Genomic DNA, 26,518 nt, shown 5'->3' with positions numbered 1-26,518 from the left:
TCGCGGCCTCGCGGTGCTCGTGCGCTCCTACAGGTCAAATATTTGCCGCGAGACAGCGCGGTTTCAGGGGCGCGGGGCGCTCTTCTATCGAAAATGCATTTCACTTAAAGGATTACATTCTGTTCGATAGAAGCAGTGCACACGGACTAGCTTAGCCCTTCGAAACAAAAAAAAGCCCCGCCGTTTGAAGGGCAGGGCTTTTTTGCTACATCAGGCGATGGCGCGTCAGAGCGTCTCGGCCCACAGATCGTATTCATCTGCGTCGGTAACGCGGCACATTACCTTGTCGCCCGGCTTGAGGGTGCTGTTGTCATCCAGAGCGATGAACACGTTACCGTCGATTTCCGGCGCGTCGAAGAAGCAACGGCCTACTGCGCCTTGTTCGTCGACTTCATCAATCAGCACTTCGATTTCCCGGCCGATCTTCATCTGCAGGCGGGCGGCGCTGATGGCTTGCTGGTGAGCCATGAAGCGATCCCAACGGTCCTGTTTGACGTCGTCCGGCACAATGGCCGCGTCCAGCAGATTAGCGGGTGCACCCTCTACCGGTGAGTACTGGAAGCAGCCGACGCGGTCGAGCTGCGCTTCGGTCAGCCAGTCCAGCAGGTACTGGAAGTCTTCTTCGGTTTCGCCAGGGAAGCCGACGATGAAAGTCGAGCGGATGATCAGGTCCGGACACTGTTCGCGCCAGTTCTTGATGCGTGCCAGGGTCTTGTCTTCGAATGCCGGACGCTTCATCAGCTTGAGGACTTTCGGGCTGGCGTGCTGGAACGGGATGTCCAGGTACGGCAGGATTTTCCCGGCAGCCATCAGTGGAATCAGCTCGTCAACGTGCGGATACGGATAGACGTAGTGCAAACGAACCCAGACGCCCATGGTACTCAGGGCCTGGCAAAGTTCGGTCATGCGCGTCTTGACCGGAGCACCGTTCCAGAAGCCAGTGCGGTACTTGATGTCGACGCCGTAGGCGCTGGTGTCCTGAGAGATCACCAACAGCTCTTTTACGCCGGATTTGACCAAGCGCTGGGCCTCGTCGAGTACATCGCCTACCGGGCGGCTGACCAGCTTGCCGCGCATCGACGGGATGATGCAAAAGCTGCAGCTATGGTTGCAGCCTTCGGAAATCTTCAGGTACGCGTAGTGGCGCGGTGTCAGCTTGACGCCTTGAGGCGGCACCAGATCGATCAACGGATTGTGATCGAGCTTCGGCGGCGCGGCGTCATGTACGGCGTTGACCACTTGCTCATATTGCTGCGGGCCGGTAACGGACAGCACGCTCGGGTGCACGTCACGGATCACGCTTTCATCAACGCCCATGCAGCCAGTAACGATGACTTTGCCGTTCTCTTTGATGGCGTCGCCAATCACTTCAAGCGATTCGGCCTTGGCAGCATCGATGAAGCCGCAAGTGTTGACCACCACCACGTCGGCGTCCTGATAAGTCGGGACGACTTCGTAGCCTTCCATGCGCAGCTGGGTGAGGATGCGCTCGGAGTCAACCAAAGCTTTTGGGCAACCCAGACTTACAAACCCGACCTTGGGGGCGGATGGCGTGGTGACGGTGGACATTGACTAACCTCGGCGGAGATGTGGGCTTCGGCATGCAGCCGAGGCAACAGCTGGGCGCTGGTGCGCCTCTGATCAAAAAGTGCGCAATTCTAGCGATCAGCCCGGCGGTTGACCAGTGTTATGCAGAGAATTACGACGAGTGCTGCGCTATGCTTCGCGTCGTTACGAAATATGTCTGGTTTTTGCGTAGCCACCAGCACGCAATCTGTACGGGTGAGTCTGAGCACTGTCGTGTGTTTCTGCAGTTCAAACCCAGGTTTCAGGAGTGGTAGATGAGTCAAGCAAGCAGTCAGGCTGGGACCGGGCATCCAGTGTCAAAACCTTTCGCGCTATTGATAGCCGCAGTAGGTGTGGTTTACGGCGATATCGGCACCAGCCCGCTGTACACCCTGAAAGAGGTGTTTCAGGGTGGTTATGGCGTAGAAGTCACCCACGACGCAGTGCTCGGCATTCTGTCGCTGATCTTCTGGTCGTTGATCTGGGTCGTTTCGTTCAAGTACATGGCGTTCATCCTGCGTGCAGACAACCAGGGCGAGGGCGGCATCATGGCGCTTACCGCTTTGGCTCGCCGGGCGACGACCCGGTATCCGAAACTGCAAATGACCATGGTGGTTTTCGGCCTGTTCGGTGCCGCGCTGTTTTATGGCGACAGCATGATTACGCCCGCGATTTCGGTGCTGTCGGCCATGGAAGGGTTGGAGCTGGCATTTGATGGCATCGACCACTGGGTGGTGCCGATGGCGCTGGTGGTGCTGGTTGCGCTGTTTCTTATTCAGCGTCACGGTACTGCGCGTATCGGGGTGTTGTTTGGGCCGGTCATGGTGACCTGGTTTGTGGTGCTCGGACTCTTGGGGATCAATGGCATCGTGCATCAGCCCGAAGTACTGCACGCCATGAACCCGCTGTGGGCCGTGCGTTTCTTTATTATCCATCCGGGGATAGGCGTCGCAATCCTGGGCGCAGTGGTGTTGGCGCTGACCGGGGCCGAGGCGTTGTATGCCGACATGGGGCACTTTGGCCGCAAGCCGATTGCCCGTGCCTGGTTTGCTCTGGTGCTGCCCGCGTTGGTGCTCAATTACTTCGGTCAGGGCGCGTTGGTTCTTGAAGATCCAGAGGCAGCACGCAACCCGTTCTATCTGTTGGCACCCAGCTGGGCTTTGCTGCCGCTGATCGGCCTGTCGACGCTGGCAACAGTGATCGCCTCTCAGGCGGTGATTTCCGGCGCGTTCTCCATGACCTTGCAGGCGATTCAGCTTGGCTACATCCCGCGTATGCACATTCAGCACACGTCCAGTGACGCCCAGGGCCAGATCTACATCGGCGCGGTGAACTGGTCGTTGATGGTCGGTGTGATTCTGTTGGTGCTGGGGTTCGAGTCTTCGGGCGCTCTGGCTTCGGCCTATGGCGTTGCGGTGACCGGGACCATGTTCTGCACCACCATTCTGGTTTCGTCGGTGATGTTGCTGCTCTGGAAATGGCCTGCCGTTCTGGCCGTGCCGCTGTTACTGGCGCTGTTATTCGTGGACAGTCTGTTCTTCGCTGCCAACGTGCCGAAGGTGATTCAGGGTGGCGCGTTTCCCGTCATTGCCGGGGTGGTGCTGTTTATCCTGATGACCACCTGGAAGCGCGGTAAACAGCTATTGGTGGAGCGCATCGACGAAGGCGGGCTGCCGCTGCCGATTTTCATCAGCAGTATTCGTGTTCAGCCACCGCACAGGGTTCAGGGTACGGCGGTGTTTCTGACCGCGCGCAGTGATGCAGTTCCCCACGCGCTGTTGCACAACATGCTGCACAACCAGGTCTTGCACGAGCAGGTAGTGTTGCTGACGGTGGTGTATGAAGACACGCCTCGCGTGCCTGCGCAGCAGCGGTTTGAAGTCGAGGTCTATGGTGAAGGTTTCTATAGGGTGATCCTGCACTTCGGATTCATCGACGAACCGGACGTTCCTGCTGCCCTTGGCCTTTGTCATCTGGAAGAGCTGGATTTCAGCCCGATGCGAACTACGTACTTTCTCAGTCGTGAGACGGTGATTGCGTCGAAGATGGTTGGTATGGCTCGCTGGCGGGAAGGGTTGTTCGCGTTCATGCTCAGGAATGCCAATGGCAATTTGCGGTTCTTCAAGCTGCCGTTTAATCGGGTGATTGAATTGGGGACGCAGGTGGAGATGTAGTCAGGCGGCACGCACCGTGCAGGTGTCCGCCTGTTGGAGCCAGGCTTGCCCGGGAAGATTAAAGCGGTGGGTCTGATCCATTGAGTCCACGGGGTCGCAAGCAAGCCTCGCTTCAACAGGGATTCGGATTTACCCGGCCAAACTCCACAACAAAAAATCCCCGTAGCCTAAAAGCTGACGGGGATTTTTTTGGGCTGCCAAAAGCGTTTTACTGCGCTTGAGTCTTGCCCTGACGCTTATTGATGAAAGCAATCAGGCGCTTGGCAAGCGCCGGGTAGTTTTCGTCGAAGTGGTGACCGCCAGGCAGTTGCAGCTTCTCGCCGACAGCCGTGGTGTCCGTACAGCCACTTTCTTTTGTCTCTTCCACGCCATAGACGCAGAGCACTTTGTCGCCCGGCAATTTTGCCATTTCCGGACCTGTCTGCAGATCCTTGCCCGCTGCACCCAGCCAGCCGTCGACGCGAATCTCGAAACTGCCGGTGCGTGCAAAGGCCAGCAGGATCATGCCGTCGACGCGGTCTTGATCCTCTTGCGCCAAGCGGTTGTAAACGGCGGGCAGTACATCTGCACCAAATGAGTAACCCGCCAGAATGAAGCGCTTGGCGCCCCATTTTTGCCGGTAGTGTTGCATCAGTTCAGTCAGGTCAGTGGCGGTCTGCTCAGGGGATTTGTGTTCCCAGTAGTAGCGCAGCACGTCGATGCCAACGACTGGATAGCCCATCCCGGCCATATCCCCGGCAACAACTTTGTCCAGATCACGCCAGCCACCGTCACCAGACAGGAACAGCGTCACGGTGTCCGAAGGTTGTGCGGCAGGCACTTCTACGACAGGAATACCCAGGCCGCCGCCTTTGTCGTCTTCGCCGACCAGCTTGCGACGCAGTTCGCTGTTGAGGACTTGCGGCAGCTTGATGTCGTAATCGCTGATGCTGGTATCGGCGTTAGCCTGATCGCGCACGAATGCCGCGGGTTCATCGTCCGGCGCATCGTTCCAAGCGACCATCCAGTGACCGTGTGGAGCCGTCTTGGGCAGTGGCACGTCGCAGATGACCGGAGGTGTTTCGTCTGGCTCAAGCGGCTTGACCGGTTGAGAGGGTTGTTCCAGATAAAAGCCTACCGAAATGGCTTCAGCCTTGTCGTTGTCCTGTCCCGCGAGCCAGCGCCACGCCAAAGTCGCGCCTGGACCAATGCCGGCAACAACCGTTGGCGCTTCATCGAGTTTGCCAAGGGCTTCATTGAAGGTCTTCTGCTGCAGGGTGCAGTCGTCCTTGGGCAGTACAACCTGAATGATCCGGGCAGAAGCGTCCTGGCTCAGGGCCTGCAATTGTTTGTCTGACAGTAGGTTGTCTGCGGTGACTGCCAATGCGACACGAACCTTGGTTCGGCTGCCGGGCGTGACATCGGTCAGCGCTGAGCCGTCGGTCAGTGCCGAGCGGTCCAGTGTTGCAGGTGGGGCAGGGCGGCTCCACAGCCAGACCCCAAGAACCAGAACCAAAACAATCAGCAGTGCTGCGAGCAAAATGCGCCGGTAGCGTTGAATCATCAGCGTTTCACCAATCCAGTCAGGCCGCCCGCAATCAGGGCGGCGGTGTCAGCCAGTGCCACCAGCGGATCGAGTCCGGCGGGCACGGCCATATAACGTGGTTCCCAGTCAGGCTGGAATTTGTCCTTGAAGCGACGCAAGCCCTGGAAGTTGTAGAGCTGTTCGCCACGACGGAACACCATGGACCCGAGACGCTGAGTCAGGGGCGCGCCACGGCGTGGTTGCAGACCCGACAGCGGCACCATGCCCAGGCTGAAACGTTCGTAGCCATGTTCTTTGTAATACAGAATCAGCCCGACCATCATGAACTCCATGGTCAGCTTCGGTGCGTCCGGGTGGGCGCGCATCAGGTCAAGACTGGCCAGGTCATGGCGCGAGGTCTCCAGCAGGTTGGCGAACGCTACCGGCTTGCCTTCGAAGTGGATGATCGCGATGCGGAAATGCTTGAGGTACTCAGGGCTGAAACGTCCTAGCGAGAAACCTTTTTCACGGACGTTCTTGCCGGTCAGCCAGGCATCGGAGATGACCTTCAGCTCATCCAGTGGCGCCTGGCCGGCTTCATAGATCTCCAGCGACAAGCCATCACGCCCGCCACGATTCCAGGTATAGCGCAGGTCTTTCATCTCCTTGCCCTTGGCTTCGATGTCGAAGCTACGCAAGTTGACCCGCGCTTCTTCACCAAGCTTGATCGCGGTCAGACCGATGTCCATGTAGAACGGCAAGTTTTCCGCGCGGACCTGATAGAACACTGGTCGTGCGTGGTGAACGTCACACAGGTCACGGAATTGCCAGATCAGTTCGGCGCGTTGCTGTGTCGGACCAATCGGATCATATAGCGCAACCAGGCTGCGACCACGATGGGCATACATCAGAAATGCTTTGCCCTCCGGGTGCAGCAGCACGGCTTTATCGCCCGTCAGCACCAGCCCGCCATCGGGCTGTGAAGAGGCATTGACGATTTCGGCGGCCTTGGCCAGTTCGGAAGCGTCTGGCAGCTTGATAACCGGTCGTGCCGTGCGTAGCAGCCAAGTGAGCGAGACAATAATCAACAGTACCGCGCTGCCCAGGGCCGAGCGCAGTCCGCGAGGCGCGTCCGCATCCAGAGTGAACTGCCACCACAGTTGGTGGCTATACGGCACGTCCTGATATGCAAACAGCAGTAGCCAGAACGATGCGCCCAGTACGCAAAGGGTCGCTACCAGATATAGCGGGGAGAACGGCAGTTCCAGCAGACGACTGGGTCGGTAGAACGAGCGGCGGAAAATTGCCAATAGCCCTGCGGTCAGAATCAGCAGCGTGGCTTCTTCATAGTCGAAACCTTTGAGCATCGACAGGGCCGCGCCTGCCAGTAGCAAAATGACCGTCAGCATCCACGCAGCAGACAAGCGCCGGCGCAGTCCTTGAGCCAGGAGCAGGCACAGGACGCCAATCAGGCTGGCGCCAAAGTGCGAAAGGTTGATCAGGCGATGGGGGATGAGAAATCCCAGGTCTTCAAGGCGGGTATCGATTTCAGGAGTAGCGCCAGAAAAAAGCAGCACGACGCCAGAAAGGAACACCAGCAGCGCCAGAATCGGTGCAGCCAGACCCGAGGCAACGCGCATCGCCTGTTTGGTCGGCAGCAGGCGCTGACCTTCGGTGAACAACAGCACCAGGCAAGCCAGTAACAATGGCAGGACGACGTAAATCATCCGATACAGCAGCAACGCTGCAGCCAACGGCGCGGCACCCAGTTCATTGGCGAATGCCGCGAGCAGGATGGCTTCGAAAACCCCGACGCCACCCGGTACATGACTAAGTACGCCAGCGGCCAATGCCAGCAGGTAAACCAGCAGGAACGCGCCGAAGGGGGGCGATTGCGGCAATAGCAGATACAGAACAGTGGCAGCTGCAGCGACGTCCAGAGCGGTGATCACCAGTTGCATCAGCGTCAGGTTCACGCCAGGGAGTCGCAGTGTCCGGCGTCCGGCATGCACTAGCAGGGTATGCGGGATCGTTTGTTCGGGCAGGCGGCGGCGGTAGACCGCAACGGCCAATACGCCTGTCAGTACCAGCACACCAATGGCGATGGCTGCCAGCAAGTCCACGGGGGTGTGCAGTGCCAGCGATGCACCGGACAGATTGCTCAGGGTTGCGATGGCTGCCAGTGGCGGCAGGGCGCAGCCCAAAGACAGGCTGGCGAACAGCGTCATGCGCGCTACTTCGACCGCGCCGATGCCTTTGCGCGAATACAGACGATAGCGTACCGAGCCGCCGGACAGCATCGACAAGCCGACAGCATTGCCAATGGCGAACGCAGTAAAACCGCCCATGGCCAGTGTTTTGTTTGGCAGGTTAACGCCCGCATAACGACTGGCGGACCATTCATAGCCCAAAAGAATGACGAAACCGGCGACCGTTGCTAACACCGCTCCCGCCAACGATGGAGCAGGCACGCTCAATAATGAGTCTTGCAGTGCATAGAGGTCGAGCTCGCTCAACATGTGTCGGCAAGCAATCAAGGCCACGGCGAATAGTAGAAGCGTAACGCCCAGCCCAATTGGCTGGCGATATTTACTCAGCAACTCGAGCCACTTGAGCCGGGCAGGCTGGATGGGTTGATTCGCCGTAACTGCTTCGTTCGGTTCTGACGGGTTGGCGCGCATCAATCACTCCTTGGATCGTGCGCGACAGAATGGAGGTATACAGCCAAGTTACCAATCCCTACGCAAAAAATATTTCGAGATGTTAGCGCGTCATCGTCTAACGAGCGAATGGAGCCTGTTCGTTCATGTAGCTGTTCAGCAACAGTTCAGCTATTAAACAGCTATCGGCAGAACGGTGTAAAACTGTCGCGTTTTGTAATATTACGTTACAAGGAGGGCGTGCGGGGGAGCGAGGGAGAGGGGGAATTTCGATCTATGCCAAAGACTTGCGCTATTTTGTGTCGCGCACAAAAAAGGCCACTCTTTCGAGTAGCCTTTTTTGATGTTTGGTTGCGGGAGCCGGATTTGAACCGACGACCTTCGGGTTATGAGCCCGACGAGCTACCAGACTGCTCCATCCCGCGTCTGTGTGGCGGCATTCTACAGCCGAACGACGAGGTGTCAACCTTTAATGAGAAAAGTCGGCGAATTAGTTTGGTTTGGAGGGTTGGAGATTTAAGTGCCGGACTCGTAAAGATTTTTGCTCGTCGCATTGCGGCGGGTTGGCAAGATCAGAGGGCGGGTTAGGAGTTCGAGTGGCGATTACATCAGCCAAATGCTTGATCCAGTTTCTGGTCGCGTACCACTCTCAAATGACAGGCACAAAAAAGGCCACTCTTTCGAGTAGCCTTTTTTGATGTTTGGTTGCGGGAGCCGGATTTGAACCGACGACCTTCGGGTTATGAGCCCGACGAGCTACCAGACTGCTCCATCCCGCGTCTGTGTGGCGGCATTCTACAGAGGATCGCTAAGCTGTCAATTGTTAATTTTCTAAAATTGCTTTTCCTTCAATCGCTTAGCGCCGGTTTTTGACCGCTTGGACAGGCTGCAGGCCATGCTGAGTGGGCCTGTCAGGCAATATGTCTGCTCCCGGTAGCGACGTGATCGCATCAATTTCTTTTAAGTGTGTACATCATGAGATGTCACATATCGACACGAGTGAGATACTGGTCGACCACGCCTATCGCAAAACGCCCACATGACGCAGCGAAAAATCATCCATGTCGACTGTGACTGCTTTTATGCAGCCATCGAAATGCGCGATGACCCTCGGTTGGCTAACAAACCTTTAGCCGTGGGCGGCTCTGCAGATCGGCGAGGCGTTATTGCGACCTGCAATTATGAGGCTAGGGCCTACGGCGTACGCTCGGCGATGTCTTCGCGTCACGCATTGAAGCTGTGCCCGGACCTCACCATCGTCAAGCCGAGAATGGATGCTTATAAAGAAGCGTCCAAAGAGATCCAGGCCATCTTTCGTGACTACACCGACCTCATTGAACCGCTTTCGCTTGATGAGGCTTATCTCGATGTGTCCGATACCAGCCATTTTTCTGGCAGTGCGACAAGGATTGCACAGGATATCCGGCGCAGGGTATCCAACCAGTTGCACATCACTGTCTCGGCTGGCGTTGCACCCAATAAATTTCTGGCCAAAATTGCCAGCGACTGGAAGAAGCCCAACGGGTTGTTCGTGATTACCCCCGATCAGGTCGAAGACTTCGTTGCGCAATTGCCGGTCAGCAAGCTGCACGGTGTTGGCAAAGTGACTGCCGATAAGTTGGGCAGGCTGGGGATTGTCAGTTGCAGTGATTTACGCGACTGGAAAAAGCTGGCACTGGTGCGAGAGTTTGGCTCATTCGGCGAGCGTCTGTGGGGGCTGGCTCGTGGCATTGATGAGCGGCCGGTTCAAAATGACAGCAGGCGTCAGTCTGTAAGCGTGGAAAATACCTACGACACCGATCTTCCTGATCTGGCCAGTTGCCTGAGAAAGCTTCCAGAGCTGCTGGAAACCTTAAACGGACGGGTAGAGCGGATGGAGGGGCAGTACCGGCCTGGAAAACCGTTCGTGAAAGTAAAGTTTCACGATTTCACCCAGACGACACTTGAGCAGTCAGGGATAGGTCGGGATCTGGACAGTTTCGAGCATCTGCTCACTCAGGCATTTGCCCGGGGCGGCAAGCCAGTCCGTTTGCTGGGGATCGGTGTACGTTTGCATGATTTGCGAAAAGCGCACGAGCAGTTGGAGCTGTTTTCGCGCTGAGCGTTTTTGTCCGATCGCCGCGCGATCACGAAACGAACTGGTGACTCGTAGGGGCTGCCGAAGGCTGCGTTGGCGGTGTGTCAGGATAAAAGCCTCGCAGCCTTCGGCAGCTCCTACAGAAAAGCAGAGCGCTTCAGGTTATTTGTCCGCGCCGGGATCCGCTACCAGTCGACCCGCATCCTTGGCCAGAGATTTCAAAAACTCCTGCTGCAACTGCGGATCGTCTCGCGTCATTTCGATCAGGCTCTGTTCGAGATCGCTGGCCTCTTCTTCCAGACCCAGATCAGAAAGGCGCTTGACTCGGTAAACCCACTGACTGACCTCATCATCCTCCAGGTCGTCATAAATCAGACCGTGAGCTTCGATCAGTTTGCCGCGCAGCGTACGGCTGACCACCAGGTCTGCATTGGAGTGGGTATTGTCCTGATCATCTTCGACACTCAGATACAGACGTGTGACATGACTCAGATCCTGTTCCGCAAACGGACTGTCCAGCAGGCTCAGGCGTAAAATGCCATTACGGTCTGTGGTCAGCTCGTGAGTCTGAGAGCCGGCCCTGACCGTCACCGGGCGTTCGTTCCACGGCAGCGTCGAGTTTTCGATTCTTTTGTCGCGCTGAACTTCGTTAATGCCGGCCAGGTTCTGTTGAGCACGGCCGTGGGAGGGCGCGTTCATGAATGGGTTGAGTCCGGCAACGCCGTAATTGATCCAGTCTTTGGTCACGCTGTCCGGCAGGCGGCCCAGCGCAAATACGTTAACCACGTTGGCGCCAACGCCGGCCACGACCGCCACTGCACCGAGCGGTATCTCGTAGATTTCCCGCCATGGCTGATAGGGGGTGTATCGATCGTAAAGACGGGTTACTTCAAATTCGGTGACCTCAAAGGTCCTTTTTTCATTGATGCGCACACGACGCTGCGGAAGCTCAAGGGTTTTGGGCTCGCCGAGGTCGATTTGTACACTGTGCGAGAGCAGTTTGCGCTCGATGCGTTCTTCGTGCTCGCTACGTTGCGACAGTTGGTTGGCGCAGCCGCTGACCAGGGTGGCGCAGACAATCACGCAGCCTAGGTTGAAGGGGGATCGCTTGAACATGAGATCTCTTGCGGATTAAGGCGCGTCATTACTGGAACAGGTAGCGCCCACCGAGCGATGGGCGCTAATCAGTTCTCAGCGGCGAACGCGACCCTGAATGAAGGACAGCACCTCGGCAACCGGCAGGGCCTGGGCTTCGGATTCGGTCCGGCTCTTGTATTCCAGATTACCTTCGGCCAGGCCACGATCACTGACTACGATGCGATGTGGAATGCCAATGAGCTCCATGTCGGCAAACTTGTTGCCCGGGCTGGTTTTCTTGTCGCGGTCATCGAGCAGCACTTCGAAGCCTGCGGCGGTCAGTTCGGCATACAACTTGTCGGTCGCCTCCCGTACTGCATCGGTTTCGTAGCGCAGCGGTACCAGCGCGATCTGGAAAGGCGCCAGTGTGTCATTCCAGATAATGCCGTTGTCATCGCTGTTCTGCTCGATGGCGGCAGCCACTACGCGGGACACGCCGATGCCGTAACAACCCATGGACAGGTTGACCGGTTTGCCGTTCTCGCCCAGGACCTGGCACTTCATGGCTTCGCTGTACTTGGTACCGAGCTGGAAGATATGTCCGACCTCGATGCCGCGTTTGATTTCGAGTGTGCCTTTGCCATCCGGGCTAGGATCGCCCGCCACTACGTTGCGCAGATCGGCAACGGTCGGCACAGGCAGATCGCGCTCCCAGTTCACGCCGAAGTAGTGCTTGTCATCAATGTTTGCACCAATGGCGAAGTCGCTCATCAGCTCAACCGAACGGTCAATGATGCAAGGCAGTGGTAGATTGAGTGGGCCCAGCGAGCCTGCACCGGCACCGATGGCAGCACGCAGTTCGGCTTCGGAAGCCATGACCAGCGGGCTGGCAACCTGCTCCAGTTTGGCAGCCTTGATTTCGTTGAGCTCGTGGTCGCCACGAATGATCAGGGCGATCAGCTTGCCTTCTTCGGCTGCATGAACCACCAAGGTCTTGATGGTCTTCTCGATCGGCAGATTGAAGCCTTCCACCAGTTGCGCAATGGTCTTGGCGTCTGGAGTATCGATCAGGCGCAGCTCTTCAGTTGCAGCTCCACGGCTGGTTTCGCGTGGAACGGCTTCGGCTTTTTCGATGTTCGCAGCGTAGTCGGAGCCATCGCTGAACACGATGTCGTCTTCGCCTGATTCGGCCAGCACGTGAAACTCGTGTGAGCCTGCGCCACCGATTGAGCCATTATCGGCTTCAACCGGGCGAAATTTCAGACCCAGGCGGGAAAACACATTGCAGTACGCCAGGTGCATGCGATCGTAGGTGACCTGCAGCGAAGCGTGATCAGCGTGGAACGAGTACGCGTCTTTCATGACGAACTCGCGGCCACGCATCAAGCCAAAGCGCGGGCGAATCTCGTCGCGGAATTTAGTCTGGATCTGGTACAGATTGATCGGCAGCTGTTTATAGCTATTAAGCTCATTGCGGGCCAGATCGGTGATGACTTCTTCATGGGTCGGGCCCAGGCAGAAATCACGGTTGTGCCGATCGGTCAGACGCATCAGCTCAGGGCCGTACTGTTCCCAGCGGCCGGATTCTTGCCACAACTCTGCGGGCTGGATACCAGGCATCAGTACTTCCAGTGCGCCCGCAGCGTCCATTTCTTCACGAACGATGGCTTCGACTTTGCGTAATACACGCAAGCCCATGGGCAGCCAGGTGTACAGGCCGGAAGCAAGTTTGCGAATCATGCCTGCACGCAGCATTAGCTGGTGGCTGATCACGACCGCATCGGAAGGGGTTTCTTTCTGTGTGGCGAGCAAAAATTGACTGGTGCGCATGGTTGGCCGTTGTCGGTTGCTGTGACTGGAAATGACTGGGCATTGTACGGGCAGTGTCTAGTCCCGTACAGGCCGCAAGGCTCTCAGGATTGCAGCGAAATCTGTTTAACCCATGTATGAAAAAGCCCGGCCTAAGCCGGGCTGTTTCTTGAGCGACAGACTGAGTTGCGATTACAGGACCGAGATCGGGTAGTCGACAATCAGACGGAACTCGTTAACGTCGCCTTCACCCTGGTCATCATTGGCGCGGTGCCATGCTTGACGGATACGGAACGACAGGTCTTTGGCTGGACCGGTCTGAACGACATACTTGGCTTCAAGGTTAGTCTCGTGATGCTTGCCGTCTGCACCGTAGAGTGGATCGCCATCGCTATTACGGTACTGGGAGTTAGCTGCCAAGCCAGTGCCGTCGATGTCATAACCTTTGATGTAGCGAGTCATGAAGCTCAGGCCGGGCACGCCGTACGGAGCCATGTTCAGGTCGTAGCGAGCTTGCCAGGATTTCTCTCCAGGACCGTTGAAGTCAGAGTACTGGATTGAGTTGTTCAGGAAGATCGAGTCGCCACCCTTGTTATTGTCGCCGATACCAATGTAGTCAAATGGAGTGTCGCCATTGACCTTCTGGAACGCGACGGTAACAGTGTGAGCGGCTGCGAACGAGTAAGCGACCGAGCCGGAGAACGCGGTGTTGCTGATGTCGCCGACCTTAGCGCTACCGGCATCTGTGGTGCGGTAGATGTTGGCATCGAACGCGAGGGACTGATCATCAGTCAACGGCAACGCGTAGTTCACGTTGGCGTAGTACTGGTTCCAGATGTCTTCCAGCTTGGCCGCGTAAAACGCTACACCGAGGCTGTCGGTTATTGCGTATTTGCCGCCTGCGAAGTCGGCCGAGCTTGCTTCTATTCCTGAATAGGTGGAGTAGATGCCGCCATCGTGGCTGTTGTCGTTCTGGCTGGTACCGGAGTAGAAGTGACCTGCTTCAACGTCCAGACCTGCTATCTCGCTGCTCTGCAGACTGATGCCGCTAGCCGTCTGAGGCAAGAGGCGGGAGCCGCCCACTGCGAAGACCGGGCTTGTAGGCTGCATGTCGCCGACTTTCAATTCAGTCTTCGAAACGCGGAATTTAACAGCGCCACCGAGCTTGCCCTGCTCATCGCGGTTATGGCCGTCGCGGTCCAGGCTCAGGTTGCCGGAGCCAGCGTACTGGTCCTGGCCATCAAGCTTCAGGCCCCAATAACCGAACGCTTCAACGCCAACGCCAACCGTGCCCTGAGTGTATCCAGTGCTGAAGTTACCCCAGAAACCTTGAGTCCAATCACGCTGATCATTACCACCGCTCCGATTGTCACGGTTGAAATAATAGTTGCGAGCCTTCAGGTCCAGCGTGCTGCCTTCAATGAAACCCTTGGCATCAGCCTGATCGCTGACAAATGGTGCAGCCGTTGCCAATTGGGTGCTGGCAGCCGTAACGGCCAGTGCGATTGCGCTCCACTTCATCACTCTCATTGTGACTTGCTCCTTTGGTTTTTAAGAGAAGAGTACCGCCGTCCACCTGTTTTTTTATCTGGACGGCTCTTTCTTTTTGGTGTCGGCGAAAGTTATATCGCGCTGACAATGGTGGCTATAGTTACAGACCTAACCTTGCAAAATCTTTACAGCCCTGTCGCAAACACTCACGATCCATGTCGCAAATACACAGCCTTCCAAGAAGGCCGCATCTCGACCGATGGGATCATCGAGATACAAGGCCTATGCACTGCTTCGCCTTCCTTGCGTGGATTATTTCTTCCGCCTTTCGTGATTGCCCTTCTTCTGTTTTCCGCCAGAAGACTGATCAACCTTGATCAGTAACTTAGCAACAACCGTGCACAAAGCTTAGCGGAATGAGAAAAAAATGTGAAAAAACTAGGATTTACCTTCGAATATTTTTATAAGCCATTGAAATATAAGGGTAAAAATATAGATGTTTTTTCGAGCTTCGCTGGCTTTTCTTACAGAGATCCCGGATGTGGCGTTCTGTAGCGTTACCTCTGCGCGCTTCCAGTGGGTAGAACGCCAGTGAGTCGTCCGGTGGGGGTAGAGCGGTGGGTCGTTTTGGTGCAGGTGCTGTCTTCAATGCCTTAAAGTGGATCTCGGCTCTTGTCTCTGGATTGTGTTCGGCGCCGCGCCGTCTCATTTACGTGACGTAATTCTTTTTTCTGGATTTGGGGTCGCTAGTTCGGGGCACTTCATCTGTAGCGATATGTAACAGATATCAAAATGATAGCTCGGGGCGTCGTGTGCAGAAAAAGGGCGTTTGGCGAGCGTGGTGGTATTTGCTGGTGCGTGCGGTACTGTCGTTTGCCAAGGGCCCGCGTTGCGCAGAGTCGAGGCCACTGAAAGCTACCCGCTGATGAGGTAGGCGGTGAAGTTGCGGATTTTCCCGAGTATCCTGCCGATACTGTGCGCTGACATCTGAAATAAAGTCGGCGCAAATCAACTCTAACCTGTAGATCAGGAGTTACATCGTGTTCGCTCTGGATTCACGCTTGCAAGAAGATACATTGCTGATCGGGGATTTCCCGCTGTGCCGGCTGTTGCTGTCCAACGACTCGAATTACCCTTGGTTCATTCTGGTGCCTCGGCGTGCGGACATTACCGAGGTGTTCGAGCTTGATCCCAAGGATCAGTTGCAGTTGTGGCAGGAAACTACCGGTCTGTCGGAGCAGTTGAAGGGAGTGTTCAATGCCGACAAACTCAATGTGGCAGCATTGGGTAACGTCGTCAGTCAATTGCATATGCATGTCATCGTGCGGCGTCGTAGCGATATTGCCTGGCCTGCACCTGTCTGGGGTAAGCATCCGGCCAAGCCTTATACGGAGCAGGAGTTTTCACAGATCAAGGATCAACTGCGAGCGGCCCTGCTCAAAGACTTTACGTTTGCGGAGCATTCAGTATGAGCCTTGAAGCGCGGGTGACAGAGCTGGAGAGCCGACTGGCTTTTCAGGATGACACGATTCAGGCGTTGAACGACGTGCTGGTTGCTCAACAGCGATCTCTTGATCGTCTGCGGCAGCAGTTTGCGGCCATGCTCAAGCGTCAGGAAGAAATGGGCAGTCAATTCGAGGTTTTCGGTGAGGATACGCCCCCACCGCATTATTGAGTTTTCGGCGGTACAAAAAAAGGCCTTCTATATAGAAGGCCTTTTTTGTCTGGCAGCAGAATCAGCGGCGCGGCAATGCGGCAATCACATCCTCTGCCTGTAAGCCCTTGTCGCGATTCATGACGGAGAACTCAACACGCTGGCCTTCGACCAATACCCGGTGACCTTCGCCACGGATGGCCCGGAAGTGCACGAAGATGTCGTCGCCGGAGTCACGGGAAATGAAGCCGAAACCCTTGGACGTGTTAAACCACTTCACGGTCCCGGTATCGCGGTTGGTCATGTCATGGCTTTGTGCAACAGGTGAAGGTGACGACCTGTAGAAACTAACGGCCAGATGCAGGGCTACTGCAATCAGGGCAGCAGTCAGTGCTGCGATGATAGCTGGCTGGCCTGCGATGGTTTCGAGGGGGACAAGCAGGGTCAGGATTTGAATCGCGACAGCAATAACGAGTAATGCGCTGACCAGGTTTTGCAGGTGATGACGTGGGCCTCTGTTCCAGTAGGGGATCACGGGTGCAAGTACAAGATTGAGCAGGCCGAAGAATGCCAGATAAAGCGCATCGGGTTGCAGTAGGGAAGACAAAGCTTCACTACGCAGGCTGGGGATAAAGGAAAGCAGCAGGGCTGCGGCTCCCGTTAGCAGGTGGACTATTTTCAACATGTCGATGACTCACATTAAGATGGATCGCAAGGAAATAGCTGAAGGCACCCGGTACGCTTCTTGAAAAATGGAGGCGTGAGGCACAAGTGATCTTTCAGCCTATGCACGACGGCCTGATCAATCAGCCGCCGCGACACGCGGTGTATTTAACAGCAAAGCTCAGAGCTACTCAAATCAAGAGCTTGCGTTACATCGCACAGTGACAGGCCGGAGTGGGACAAAGCGACGGGCGGTGTCGGATGAGCGCATTTCAATGCGTCAGTTTTTTCGGCGGGAGGGGGCAGCTATTTTTAAGGCAGGGCTGCGTCCCGGTCTGTGTCTTGGTACAGTATCTGCGTACCTGCTGGATTAAATCATCAATTGAAAGGGGAAATACATGGCAATCGATATCGGTATCAGCGAAGAGAATCGCAAGTCAATCGTCGATGGTCTTTCTCATTTGCTCGCAGATACTTACGTGCTCTATCTAAAAACGCATAACTTTCACTGGAACGTTAGCGGCCCGATGTTTCGTACACTGCATCTGATGTTCGAAGAGCAGTACAACGAACTGGCCCTGGCCGTTGATTCCATTGCCGAGCGTATTCGTGCATTGGGCTTCCCGGCTCCGGGCACCTACACAACGTATGCTCGTCTTTCTTCAATCAAGGAGGAGGAGGGTGTTCCGGCTGCTGAGGATATGATTAGAAGTCTGGTTCAGGGGCAAGAGGCTGTAGTGCGTACAGCGCGTAGTCTTTTTCCTCTTCTGGATAAAGTCAGTGACGAACCGACTGCTGATTTGCTGACACAAAGAATGCAGGTCCACGAAAAAACCGCGTGGATGCTTCGTTCGATGCTTGAGACCCAGTAATAAAACAGGCGGGTGGCGCATGGCGCTGCTCGCCTGTCTTTTTTTGCAGGCAGGCTCCCGGTCTGGCTGATCTTTGCCTGAGGTAAGGCGCTCGTTAAATTTTTCTGCTGCAAAAATCTGTTTTCTTTAATTTGATATAACTATTCATTACCTGTTCTTGTGTCTAGTAATTGTACGCAAGTAACTGATCACTATTCCTTAGTACTTTGTAGTGATGTCCTACACGCTTTGAGTCTCAATGCGGCTGGTTATCAAAACGTAATTCGGGCCTGATAGATGGGCATTTATTTATATTTAAATGTTTCTCATGGGACCCGAATTTATTGTTTAGAGGAAGCCGTTATGGTTCGAGAGGTCGAATGCGACATAAGAGATTCAAAGCGTCACGCGAAGATTTGCAATGATCCCTTTGTTGAAGATTTCAATATGGCGCTGGCTCAGCCCCACTCCAAATCCGTCCGCCTTAATGGGCTGGCAACCTGTTTGCGCCTGGAAAATGTGTACTGGAATATCCTTTCGATGATAGCCAGATCAAACGATTGTTCAGTGAACGCGGTGCTTTCCTATATAGACAGGGAAGTACACCTGCGCTACGGCGGCGTGAAGAACTTCAGCGGCCTTATCCGGGTCGTCTGTGTTACTCATCTGCTGAAAGGTGACAGCCCTGATATGACACAGGCCTGATATTGCTGCGTAACCTCCAGTTTCCGCGGGCTCGCTTTCTGGCGGGCCTGCTCTCGCTCTGGCCGCTGCGGTGGTCTGAGTAGCCGAAAGAGGCAAAGTTATCTTGATCTGTTCGGTTTGCGCGGCTGCACGGTCGTGATTAACGCTATATAATCCCCGGCCTTGCTAAGAACGGGCACGTCTGCGCCTGCAGTGCGCAGCGACGGGCCGATGGCTTGAACGCGTGCCTGGGCTCTTGCACTATTGAGCGCAAGCCAAGAGCGAAAGCTCCACCGAATTTCGAATTACGAGAAGTGAACAGACCATCATGATGCGCAGCCATTATTGCGGCCAATTGAACGAGAGCCTGGAAGGTCAGGAAATTACCCTTTGCGGATGGGTCCACCGCCGTCGCGACCACGGGGGTGTGATTTTTCTCGACATCCGCGATCGTGAAGGTATGGCTCAGGTGGTGTTCGATCCTGATCGTGCCGATACCTTTGCTGTTGCCGACCGCGTTCGTAGCGAATATGTCGTCAAGCTGACGGGTAAGGTGCGTGCTCGTCCGGCTGGCGCGGTCAACGCGAACATGGCGTCCGGCGCCATCGAAGTGCTTGGCTACGACCTGGAAGTATTGAACGAGTCGGAGACCCCGCCGTTTCCGCTCAACGAATATTCCGATGTCGGTGAAGAAACCCGTCTGCGCTATCGTTTCATCGACCTGCGTCGTCCGGAAATGGCCGAGAAGCTGCGTCTGCGTTCGCGCATCACTACCAGTATTCGTCGCTACCTGGATGACAACGGCTTCCTCGATGTCGAGACTCCGATCCTGACTCGCGCTACTCCGGAAGGCGCTCGCGACTATCTCGTGCCTAGCCGCACACACCCAGGCAGCTTCTTTGCCCTGCCGCAATCCCCGCAGTTGTTCAAGCAACTGTTGATGGTTGCCGGTTTTGACCGCTACTACCAGATCGCCAAATGCTTCCGTGATGAAGACCTGCGTGCCGACCGCCAGCCGGAATTCACCCAGATCGACATCGAGACCAGCTTCCTCAATGAAGAAGACATCATCGGCTTGACCGAGAAGATGATTCGTCAGCTGTTCAAGGAAGTACTGGACCTGGAGTTCGGTGATTTCCCGCACATGACATTCGCAGAAGCCATGCGCCGTTACGGTTCCGACAAACCAGACCTGCGTAACCCGCTGGAACTGGTTGACGTTGCCGATCAGCTCAAGGACGTCGAATTCAAAGTGTTCAGCGGCCCGGCCAACGATCCGAAATGCCGTATTGCGGCTTTGCGCGTTCCGGGCGGGGCGAGCATTCCGCGTAAGCAGATCGACGACTACACCAAGTTCGTCAGCATCTACGGTGCCAAGGGCCTGGCGTACATCAAGGTCAACGAGCGCGCTGCCGGTGTTGAAGGTCTGCAGTCGCCAATCGTCAAGAACATCCCGGAAGCCAACCTCAACGTGATCCTTGATCGTGTTGGCGCGGTAGATGGCGATATCGTGTTCTTCGGCGCGGACAAAGCCAAGATTGTCAGCGAAGCCCTTGGCGCGTTGCGTATCAAGGTGGGTAACGACTTCAAACTGCACACCTGCGAGTGGGCACCTATGTGGGTCGTTGACTTCCCGATGTTCGAAGAGAACGACGACGGCAGCTTCACTGCACTGCACCACCCGTTCACTGCGCCGAAGTGCACCCCGGAAGAACTGGAAGCCAGTCCGGCAACCGCTCTGTCCCGTGCCTACGACATGGTGCTCAACGGCACCGAGCTGGGTGGCGGTTCGATTCGTATCCACCGTAAGGAAATGCAACAGGCGGTTTTCCGCTTGCTGGGTATTGCCGAAGACGAGCAGCAGGAGAAGTTCGGCTTCCTGCTCGACGCCCTGAAGTACGGCGCACCGCCGCACGGTGGTCTGGCGTTCGGTCTGGATCGTCTGGTGATGCTGATGACCGGCGCGCAGTCTATCCGTGAAGTGATCGCCTTCCCGAAAACCCAGAGTGCTGCGGACGTCATGACCCAGGCTCCTGGTGTCGTGGATGCCAAGGCGCTGCGTGAACTGCACATCCGTTTGCGTGAACAGCCCAAGGCTGAGTAACGCCCGCAAAGGCGCGTTCCGTCATTCGACGTGAACGCGCTTCGCTGGTTACACCCCCGGTCAAGTAAACCCTTTTGCCTGTTTATAGTTGGGCGAAAGGTGAAGGTGTTTGAAAAAGAATCTGGAGCGAGATATGGCAGGTCATTCTAAGTGGGCGAACATCAAGCACCGCAAAGAGCGTCAGGATGCCAAGAAAGGCAAGATTTTCACCAAGTGGATCCGTGAGCTGACCGTCGCTGCCCGTCAGGGTGGTGGTGATCCCGGCTCCAACCCTCGTCTGCGGCTGGCGCTGGACAAGGCTCTTGGTGCAAACATGACCCGTGACACCATTGATCGCGCAGTGGCACGCGGCACTGGTGCGGCAGACGGTGATGATGTCGAAGAGCTGGGTTACGAAGGCTACGGCCCGGGTGGCGTGGCTATCATGGTGGAAACCATGACTGACAATCGCAATCGTACTGCAGCAGCTGTACGCCATGCGTTCACCAAGTGCGGCGGTAACCTGGGTACCGATGGTTCTGTTGCTTACCTGTTTGATCGCAAGGGTCAGATATCTTTTGCTGCTGGTGTTGATGAGGACTCCTTGATCGAGGCCGCGATGGAGGCGGACGCCGATGATGTCGTCACCAACGAGGACGGCAGTATTGATGTTTTTACCTCGTTCGCTGGTTTCTACGCGGTGCGTAACGCGCTCGAAGCGGCTGGTTTCACTGCGACGGATGCCGAAATCGTCATGCTGCCAACGACCAGTGCGGTCCTTGATCTGGAAACAGCAGAGAAGGTGCTCAAACTGATCGACATGCTCGAAGACCTGGATGACGTACAGAACGTCTATTCCAATGCGGAAATCCCGGACGAGGTCATGGAGCAATTGGGCTGACAGGCAGCTGTTGGTCTTGAATGCGAAGCCGGAGGCCGATAACGATGTTACCAACATCGCTATCGGCCTCCGGCTTCTGCCTTTATGCTGCGACCTTTGCTGGGCAACACTTCTCAAGCTGCAGGCGTTATGACTCTTATTCTTGGTATTGACCCCGGTTCACGAATCACCGGTTACGGCGTGGTGCGAGATACCGGGCGTGGCTGTGTTTATGTGGCGTCGGGCTGTATTCGCACGGGCAGTGGCGAGCTGCATGAACGCTTGCAGATCGTGTTTCGTGGGGTGCGGGAAGTCATTCAAACCTACGGCCCTGTGACCATGGGCATTGAAAAGGTCTTTATGGCGCGCAATGCCGACTCGGCTCTCAAGTTGGGTCAGGCACGGGGTGCCGCGATAGTTGCGGGCGCAGAGGAGGGGCTGGAGATTGCTGAATATTCGGCGACTCAGGTCAAGCAGGCGGTCGCAGGAACCGGGGGCGCGAATAAAGAGCAAGTGATGATGATGGTCATGCATTTGCTCAAATTGACCCAAAAACCACAGATAGACGCTTCCGACGCTTTGGCTATTGCCTTGTGCCATGCGCACACGCGTTCAAGCCTGATCCCTCATGGTCTGAACACTGCCCGCAGTCGCGGTGGTCGGCTTCGCCTCTAATGCTTGCGATAGAGATGCTGCGTCTCTGGTAGCATCATCTGCTTTAACAATTCTGCTTGCAGGCTGTGTCATGCCTGCAATGATTGCGGACATTATTTCGCGCCGGTACGTGGCCTGACTGACCGGCAATACGAAAGGATTTGATACGTGATTGGACGCTTACGCGGCTTTTTGGCTGAGAAACAGCCGCCGCATCTGGTGCTTGATGTAAATGGCGTTGGCTATGAGATCGAGGTCCCGATGACCACGCTTTACCGCTTGCCGCACGTCGGCGAGCCGGTGACGCTGCATACGCATCTGGTCGTCCGTGAGGATGCGCACCTGTTGTACGGCTTTTATGAAAAGCGTGAGCGCGAGCTGTTTCGTGAGTTGATACGCCTCAATGGGGTCGGTCCAAAGCTGGCTCTGGCTTTGATGTCGGGTCTGGAGGTTGATGAACTGGTGCGGTGCGTTCAGGCTCAGGACACTTCGGCTTTGACGCGTATTCCGGGTGTCGGTAAAAAGACTGCGGAACGCTTGCTCGTCGAACTGAAGGATCGCTTCAAGGCTTGGGAAACCCTGCCGGGGACCTTCGCTCTGGTTTCCAATGGGCCAAATGCGCCGGAACCGGTGGCAACGGCCGAAAACGATGCGGTCAGCGCCCTTATCTCTCTGGGCTATAAGCCTCAGGAAGCGAGCAAGGCGGTTTCCGCCATCAAGGAAAAAGATTTGAGCAGTGCAGATTTGATTCGACGTGCCTTGAAGGGAATGGCTTAAGTGATTGATGCTGACCGCCTGATTACCGCCACCGGCGGCCGTGATCGTGATGAACAGATTGATCGCGCCATTCGCCCTCTGAGCCTTGCTGACTATATTGGTCAGCCGACTGTGCGCGAGCAGATGGAGTTGTTTATCCAGGCGGCTCGCGGTCGTAACGAAGCACTCGACCATACGCTGATCTTCGGTCCGCCCGGTCTGGGCAAGACCACGCTGGCCAATATTATCGCCCAGGAAATGTCGGTATCGATCAAGAGCACCTCCGGCCCGGTGCTGGAGCGTCCGGGTGACCTTGCCGCGATTCTGACCAACCTCGAACCCAACGATGTGTTGTTCATTGATGAGATACACCGGCTTTCGCCCATCGTGGAAGAAGTTCTTTACCCGGCGATGGAAGATTTTCAGCTCGATATCATGATCGGTGAGGGGCCGGCGGCGCGCTCGATCAAGCTCGATTTGCCGCCGTTCACGTTGGTAGGTGCGACGACTCGGGCGGGCATGCTGACCAACCCGTTGCGTGACCGTTTCGGGATCGTGCAGCGTCTGGAGTTCTACAGCACTGCCGATCTGGCAACTATCGTCTCGCGCTCGGCAGGTATTCTCGGTTTGCCGATCGAGCCAGAGGGCGCTTTTGAAATCGCTCGCCGTGCCCGCGGTACACCGCGTATTGCCAATCGCCTGCTGCGCCGGGTGCGGGATTTCGCCGAAGTACGTGGCAAGGGCGAGATCACCAAGGCTATCGCCGACCTTGCCCTCAACCTGCTGGATGTCGACGAGCGCGGTTTCGATCATCAGGATCGGCGTTTGCTACTGACCATGATCGAGAAGTTCGATGGCGGTCCCGTGGGTGTCGACAGCCTCGCGGCGGCCATCAGCGAGGAGCGTCACACCATTGAAGATGTGCTGGAACCCTATTTGATCCAGCAAGGCTATATCATGCGCACACCACGGGGCCGGGTTGTAACGCGACACGCCTACCTGCACTTCGGTCTTAACATTCCTTCGCGAATGGGCGAGATGCCGGGCACCGAACAATTTGTTGCAGATGAAGACATTTAAAAAAGCGCAAAACACTGATTTATTCAGGGTTTGCGCGGTCAGACTGGCAGCTGAGTCAGGTCGACAGGAAATAACCGGTAAAACGTTGAAAAACAGTTGCCGTGGCGGATTGGCAACCTGAGGAGTAAGCACTAGAGTATGCGCGCGCAAAACGGGGTTCAGTCGTTCGCACATCGCTGTCGCGTTTATTACGAGGACACCGATGCAGGCGGCATCGTCTACTACGTCAATTATCTGAAATTCATGGAGCGGGCTCGTACCGAGCGGCTGCGAGAGTCGGGTTTTGCCCAATCCTCGATGGCGAAGGAAGGCCTGTTGTTCGTTGTACATTCCAGCGAGGCTCGTTATCACAAGCCGGCGCGACTGGACGACGAATTGCTGGTAAGCGCTGAAGTAATCGAATTGAACCGTGTCAGTCTGCGCTTCAAACAAGAAGTCAGACGGGCTGCGGATGCAACGCTGCTCTGTGAGGGGCAGTTTTTGGTGGCGTGTGTAAACGCCGATAGTTTGAAACCCCGGGCCATTCCCGAAGCTCTGCGTGCGGCCTTTGCCGCCCAGGGCGGCGCGGGCACACATACAGAGCAGGAGAGCAAGCGTGGAAGCTAACGTCGTCGACCATTCCTCCATGTGGAGTTTGGTCAGTAATGCCAGCATTGTCGTTCAGTTGGTCATGCTGATCCTGGTGGCTGCTTCAGTCACTTCATGGATCATGATTTTTCAGCGCAGCAACATGCTGCGTGCTGGGCGCCGGGCATTGGACAGCTTCGAGGAGCGTTTCTGGTCCGGTATCGATCTGTCCAAACTGTACCGTCAGGCGGGCAGCAATCCAGACCCTGATTCGGGTGTGGAGCAGATTTTCCGCGCCGGCTTCAAAGAGTTCTCGCGTCTGCGTCAGCAGGCAGGTGTCGATCCAGAGGCCGTGATGGAAGGCGTGGCTCGTGCCATGCGTGTTGCCATCTCGCGTGAGGAAGAGAAACTCGAATCGGGTCTGCCTTATCTGGCCACCGTTGGCTCCGTCAGCCCGTACATCGGCTTGTTCGGTACCGTCTGGGGGATCATGAACTCCTTCCGCGGTCTGGCCACGGCGCAACAGGCGACACTCGCCACCGTTGCACCCGGCATTGCCGAAGCACTGATCGCAACAGCCATTGGCCTGTTCGCGGCGATCCCTGCAGTAATCGCCTACAACCGTTTTGCCGCTCGCAGCGAAACCTTGATTAGTCGTTACTACACCTTCGCCGAGGAATTCCAGGCCATCCTGCACCGTAAAGTGCACACCAGCGAAGAGTGAGCAGGTAATTCCCAATGGCTTTAATCGCTCGAGATCGCCGCAGAAAACGCAAGCCGGTCGCCGAAATGAACGTAGTGCCTTACATCGACGTGATGTTGGTGCTGCTGGTCATCTTCATGGTCACCGCTCCCATGATCAATCAGGGCGTGAAAGTCGACTTGCCCAAAGTCTCCAGTGAGGCTTTGCCGCAAGACAACAACAATCAGGTCCTGACCATTTCGATCAAGGCTGACAAGACCTACTACTGGAACCTTGGCAGCGAAGTCGACACCGACAAGCAGATGGACAAGGCTATGACCTTGCCACAACTGACCTCGGCCGTGACCAAAATCGTTGCCGCCGGGCGTGAAGCCGGCAAGCAGACGCAGGTTTTCATTCGTGGCGACAAAACCGTGGATTACGGTTCGGTCATGGGCACCATGGGTGGGCTGCAGAAGGCAGGGGTCGGGAATGTCGGCTTGATTACTGAGGCCCCCTGATGCAGCCAATTCGAGAGCCGTCCGCCTCGGAGAATTATTTCTGGCCTAGTGTCTGGGCCGTGGCGTTGCATGTCCTGATTTTTGGCTTGCTGTTCGTCAGCTTTGCCATGACTCCGGAGTTGCCGGAAGCCAAGCCTATCGTGCAGGCGACCCTGTACCAGCTCAAGTCCAAGAGTCAGGCGACGACCCAGACCAACCAGAAAATTGCCGGCGAGGCGAAAAAGACCGCTGCACGACAGACTGAAGTCGAGCAGCTGGAACAGAAGAAAGTCGAGCAGGAAAAGCAGGAAGCTGTAAAAGCTGCGGAACAAAAGAAAGAAGAGGCTGCTCAAAAAGCGGAAGAACAGAAGGCTGAAGAAGCAGCGCAGAAAGCGGCGGAAGCGAAAAAGGCCGACGAAGCGAAAAAAGCTGATGAAGCCAAGAAGGCTGACGCGAAAAAAGCTGAAGAAAAACAGTTGGCCGATATAGCTAAAAAGAAAGCTGAAGACGACGCCAAGAAAAAGGCCGAGGAAGACGCCAAGAAAGCTGCAGCCGAGGAGGCCAAGAAACAGGCCGCCGACGATGCGAAGAAAAAAGCGGCTGAGGATGCCAAGAAAAAGGCAGCCGAAGACGCGAAGAAGAAGGCGGCTGACGACGCGAAGAAAAAAGCCACTGCCGATGCGGCCAAAAAGGCGCAAGAAGCAGCTCGTAAATCTGCTGAAGACAAAAAGGCTCAGGCCTTGGCTGACTTGCTGTCTGATAAACCGGAACGGCAGCAGGCGTTGGCGGATGAGCAGGGCGATGAAGTTGCGGGCAGTTTCGACGATCTGATTCGTGTTCGTGCCTCTGAAGGCTGGAGTCGACCACCATCAGCACGTAACAACATGTCCGTTACGCTGCAGATTGGTATGTTGCCGGACGGCACCATTGCCTCGGTGTCGGTTGCCAAGTCCAGTGGAGACGGGCCGTTTGACAGTTCAGCCGTCGCAGCAGTCAAGAATATTGGCCGTTTGACAGAAATGCAGGGTATGAAGGCCGCGGACTTCGCTCCCTATCGTTCATTCAAGATGACATTTACACCTGGAGATCTAGCCTTGTGATCAAGC

General features: G+C 56.0%; 22 protein-coding genes and 2 tRNA genes. 15 read left to right on the top strand and 9 right to left on the bottom strand.

Annotation, left to right across the window (positions count from 1 at the left end):
- Nucleotides 1-225: 225 nt before the first annotated feature.
- Nucleotides 226-1,569: a 30S ribosomal protein S12 methylthiotransferase RimO gene (gene rimO / locus AUC60_RS26420; protein ID WP_087274386.1), complete on the bottom strand. Its 1,344-nt coding sequence runs from the start codon at nt 1,567-1,569 to the stop codon at nt 226-228.
- Nucleotides 1,570-1,841: 272 nt separating this feature from the next.
- On the opposite strand from rimO, the gene AUC60_RS26410 reads away from it, so the two are divergent.
- Nucleotides 1,842-3,740 carry a potassium transporter Kup gene (locus AUC60_RS26410; protein WP_087274382.1) on the top strand — a complete coding sequence of 633 codons (1,899 nt, stop codon included), beginning with the start codon at nt 1,842-1,844 and terminating at the stop codon, nt 3,738-3,740.
- A gap of 208 nt (nt 3,741-3,948) precedes the next feature.
- Here the strand turns inward: AUC60_RS26410 and AUC60_RS26405 are convergent, their stop codons facing one another.
- The 4 genes from AUC60_RS26405 to AUC60_RS26390 form a co-directional block, all read right to left on the bottom strand.
- Nucleotides 3,949-5,283 carry a virulence factor family protein gene (locus tag AUC60_RS26405; protein ID WP_087274380.1) on the bottom strand — a complete coding sequence of 445 codons (1,335 nt, stop codon included), beginning with the start codon at nt 5,281-5,283 and terminating at the stop codon, nt 3,949-3,951.
- Nucleotides 5,283-7,925, bottom strand: coding sequence for a bifunctional lysylphosphatidylglycerol flippase/synthetase MprF (mprF, locus tag AUC60_RS26400; protein ID WP_087274378.1), 2,643 nt, complete (start codon nt 7,923-7,925; stop codon nt 5,283-5,285). The genes AUC60_RS26405 and mprF overlap by 1 nt, the downstream gene beginning before the upstream one ends.
- Nucleotides 7,926-8,252: 327 nt before the next feature.
- Nucleotides 8,253-8,329: transfer RNA gene (locus AUC60_RS26395), tRNA-Met, on the bottom strand.
- Nucleotides 8,330-8,606: 277 nt separating this feature from the next.
- Nucleotides 8,607-8,683: transfer RNA gene (locus AUC60_RS26390), tRNA-Met, on the bottom strand.
- Nucleotides 8,684-8,943: 260 nt separating this feature from the next.
- Between AUC60_RS26390 and dinB the strand changes: the two genes are divergently transcribed.
- On the top strand, nt 8,944-10,005 hold the full coding sequence (gene dinB, locus AUC60_RS26385) for a DNA polymerase IV (RefSeq protein WP_087274376.1): 1,062 nt from the start codon (nt 8,944-8,946) through the stop codon (nt 10,003-10,005).
- A 138-nt stretch (nt 10,006-10,143) separates the two neighbouring features.
- Here dinB and AUC60_RS26380 read toward each other — a convergent pair whose 3' ends face one another.
- From AUC60_RS26380 to AUC60_RS26370, 3 genes are all read right to left on the bottom strand, one after another.
- A complete protein-coding gene (locus AUC60_RS26380; protein WP_087274374.1) occupies nt 10,144-11,097 on the bottom strand; it encodes a hypothetical protein in 954 nt (317 codons plus the stop codon).
- Between the two features lie 75 nt (nt 11,098-11,172).
- Nucleotides 11,173-12,888: a proline--tRNA ligase gene (locus tag AUC60_RS26375; protein ID WP_087274371.1), complete on the bottom strand. Its 1,716-nt coding sequence runs from the start codon at nt 12,886-12,888 to the stop codon at nt 11,173-11,175.
- A gap of 171 nt (nt 12,889-13,059) precedes the next feature.
- A complete protein-coding gene (locus AUC60_RS26370; RefSeq protein ID WP_087274370.1) occupies nt 13,060-14,397 on the bottom strand; it encodes an OprD family porin in 1,338 nt (445 codons plus the stop codon).
- 1,001 nt (nt 14,398-15,398) lie between these two features.
- Between AUC60_RS26370 and AUC60_RS26365 the strand changes: the two genes are divergently transcribed.
- The gene (locus AUC60_RS26365; RefSeq protein ID WP_087274368.1) at nt 15,399-15,830 is read left to right on the top strand and encodes an HIT family protein; all 432 of its coding nucleotides are present in this window, start codon (nt 15,399-15,401) and stop codon (nt 15,828-15,830) included.
- Nucleotides 15,827-16,033, top strand: a complete 207-nt coding sequence (locus AUC60_RS26360) for a SlyX family protein (protein ID WP_087274366.1) — start codon at nt 15,827-15,829, stop codon at nt 16,031-16,033. Before AUC60_RS26365 ends, AUC60_RS26360 begins: the two co-directional genes overlap by 4 nt.
- A gap of 61 nt (nt 16,034-16,094) precedes the next feature.
- Here the strand turns inward: AUC60_RS26360 and AUC60_RS28310 are convergent, their stop codons facing one another.
- Nucleotides 16,095-16,697 (bottom strand): cold-shock protein, encoded by a 603-nt coding sequence (locus tag AUC60_RS28310; protein ID WP_158099161.1) that lies wholly within the window; start codon nt 16,695-16,697, stop codon nt 16,095-16,097.
- Nucleotides 16,698-17,073: 376 nt separating this feature from the next.
- Here AUC60_RS28310 and AUC60_RS26350 point away from each other — a divergent pair, with 376 nt between their 5' ends.
- The 11 genes from AUC60_RS26350 to tolA all read left to right on the top strand — a co-directional run bounded on the left by AUC60_RS26350 (nt 17,074) and on the right by tolA (nt 26,512).
- Complete coding sequence (locus AUC60_RS26350) at nt 17,074-17,547, top strand: Dps family protein (protein WP_087274364.1); 474 nt, start codon at nt 17,074-17,076, stop codon at nt 17,545-17,547.
- Nucleotides 17,548-17,889: 342 nt separating this feature from the next.
- Nucleotides 17,890-18,231, top strand: coding sequence for a ribbon-helix-helix domain-containing protein (locus tag AUC60_RS26345; RefSeq protein WP_167384403.1), 342 nt, complete (start codon nt 17,890-17,892; stop codon nt 18,229-18,231).
- A gap of 307 nt (nt 18,232-18,538) precedes the next feature.
- A complete protein-coding gene (aspS, locus tag AUC60_RS26340) occupies nt 18,539-20,314 on the top strand; it encodes an aspartate--tRNA ligase (RefSeq protein ID WP_087274362.1) in 1,776 nt (591 codons plus the stop codon).
- 133 nt (nt 20,315-20,447) lie between these two features.
- Nucleotides 20,448-21,194: a YebC/PmpR family DNA-binding transcriptional regulator gene (locus tag AUC60_RS26335; RefSeq protein ID WP_087274360.1), complete on the top strand. Its 747-nt coding sequence runs from the start codon at nt 20,448-20,450 to the stop codon at nt 21,192-21,194.
- Nucleotides 21,195-21,323: 129 nt separating this feature from the next.
- Entirely contained in the window at nt 21,324-21,848 is a 525-nt protein-coding gene (gene ruvC / locus AUC60_RS26330) for a crossover junction endodeoxyribonuclease RuvC (protein ID WP_027898225.1), read from the top strand.
- 147 nt (nt 21,849-21,995) lie between these two features.
- On the top strand, nt 21,996-22,604 hold the full coding sequence (gene ruvA, locus AUC60_RS26325) for a Holliday junction branch migration protein RuvA (protein ID WP_087274359.1): 609 nt from the start codon (nt 21,996-21,998) through the stop codon (nt 22,602-22,604).
- Nucleotides 22,605-23,663, top strand: a complete 1,059-nt coding sequence (gene ruvB, locus AUC60_RS26320) for a Holliday junction branch migration DNA helicase RuvB (RefSeq protein ID WP_087274357.1) — start codon at nt 22,605-22,607, stop codon at nt 23,661-23,663. It begins immediately after the preceding gene.
- Between the two features lie 138 nt (nt 23,664-23,801).
- On the top strand, nt 23,802-24,269 hold the full coding sequence (gene ybgC, locus AUC60_RS26315; RefSeq protein ID WP_087274356.1) for a tol-pal system-associated acyl-CoA thioesterase: 468 nt from the start codon (nt 23,802-23,804) through the stop codon (nt 24,267-24,269).
- Complete coding sequence (gene tolQ / locus AUC60_RS26310; protein WP_087274354.1) at nt 24,259-24,954, top strand: protein TolQ; 696 nt, start codon at nt 24,259-24,261, stop codon at nt 24,952-24,954. Before ybgC ends, tolQ begins: the two co-directional genes overlap by 11 nt.
- A gap of 14 nt (nt 24,955-24,968) precedes the next feature.
- Complete coding sequence (gene tolR / locus AUC60_RS26305; protein WP_032630699.1) at nt 24,969-25,433, top strand: protein TolR; 465 nt, start codon at nt 24,969-24,971, stop codon at nt 25,431-25,433.
- Nucleotides 25,433-26,512, top strand: a complete 1,080-nt coding sequence (gene tolA, locus AUC60_RS26300) for a cell envelope integrity protein TolA (protein ID WP_087274352.1) — start codon at nt 25,433-25,435, stop codon at nt 26,510-26,512. The genes tolR and tolA overlap by 1 nt, the downstream gene beginning before the upstream one ends.
- Nucleotides 26,513-26,518: the final 6 nt, after the last annotated feature.

The sequence above is a fragment of the Pseudomonas caspiana genome, assembly GCF_002158995.1.
Lineage (GTDB): Bacteria > Pseudomonadota > Gammaproteobacteria > Pseudomonadales > Pseudomonadaceae > Aquipseudomonas > Aquipseudomonas caspiana.
This window is presented reverse-complemented; position numbering and strand designations above follow the sequence as displayed.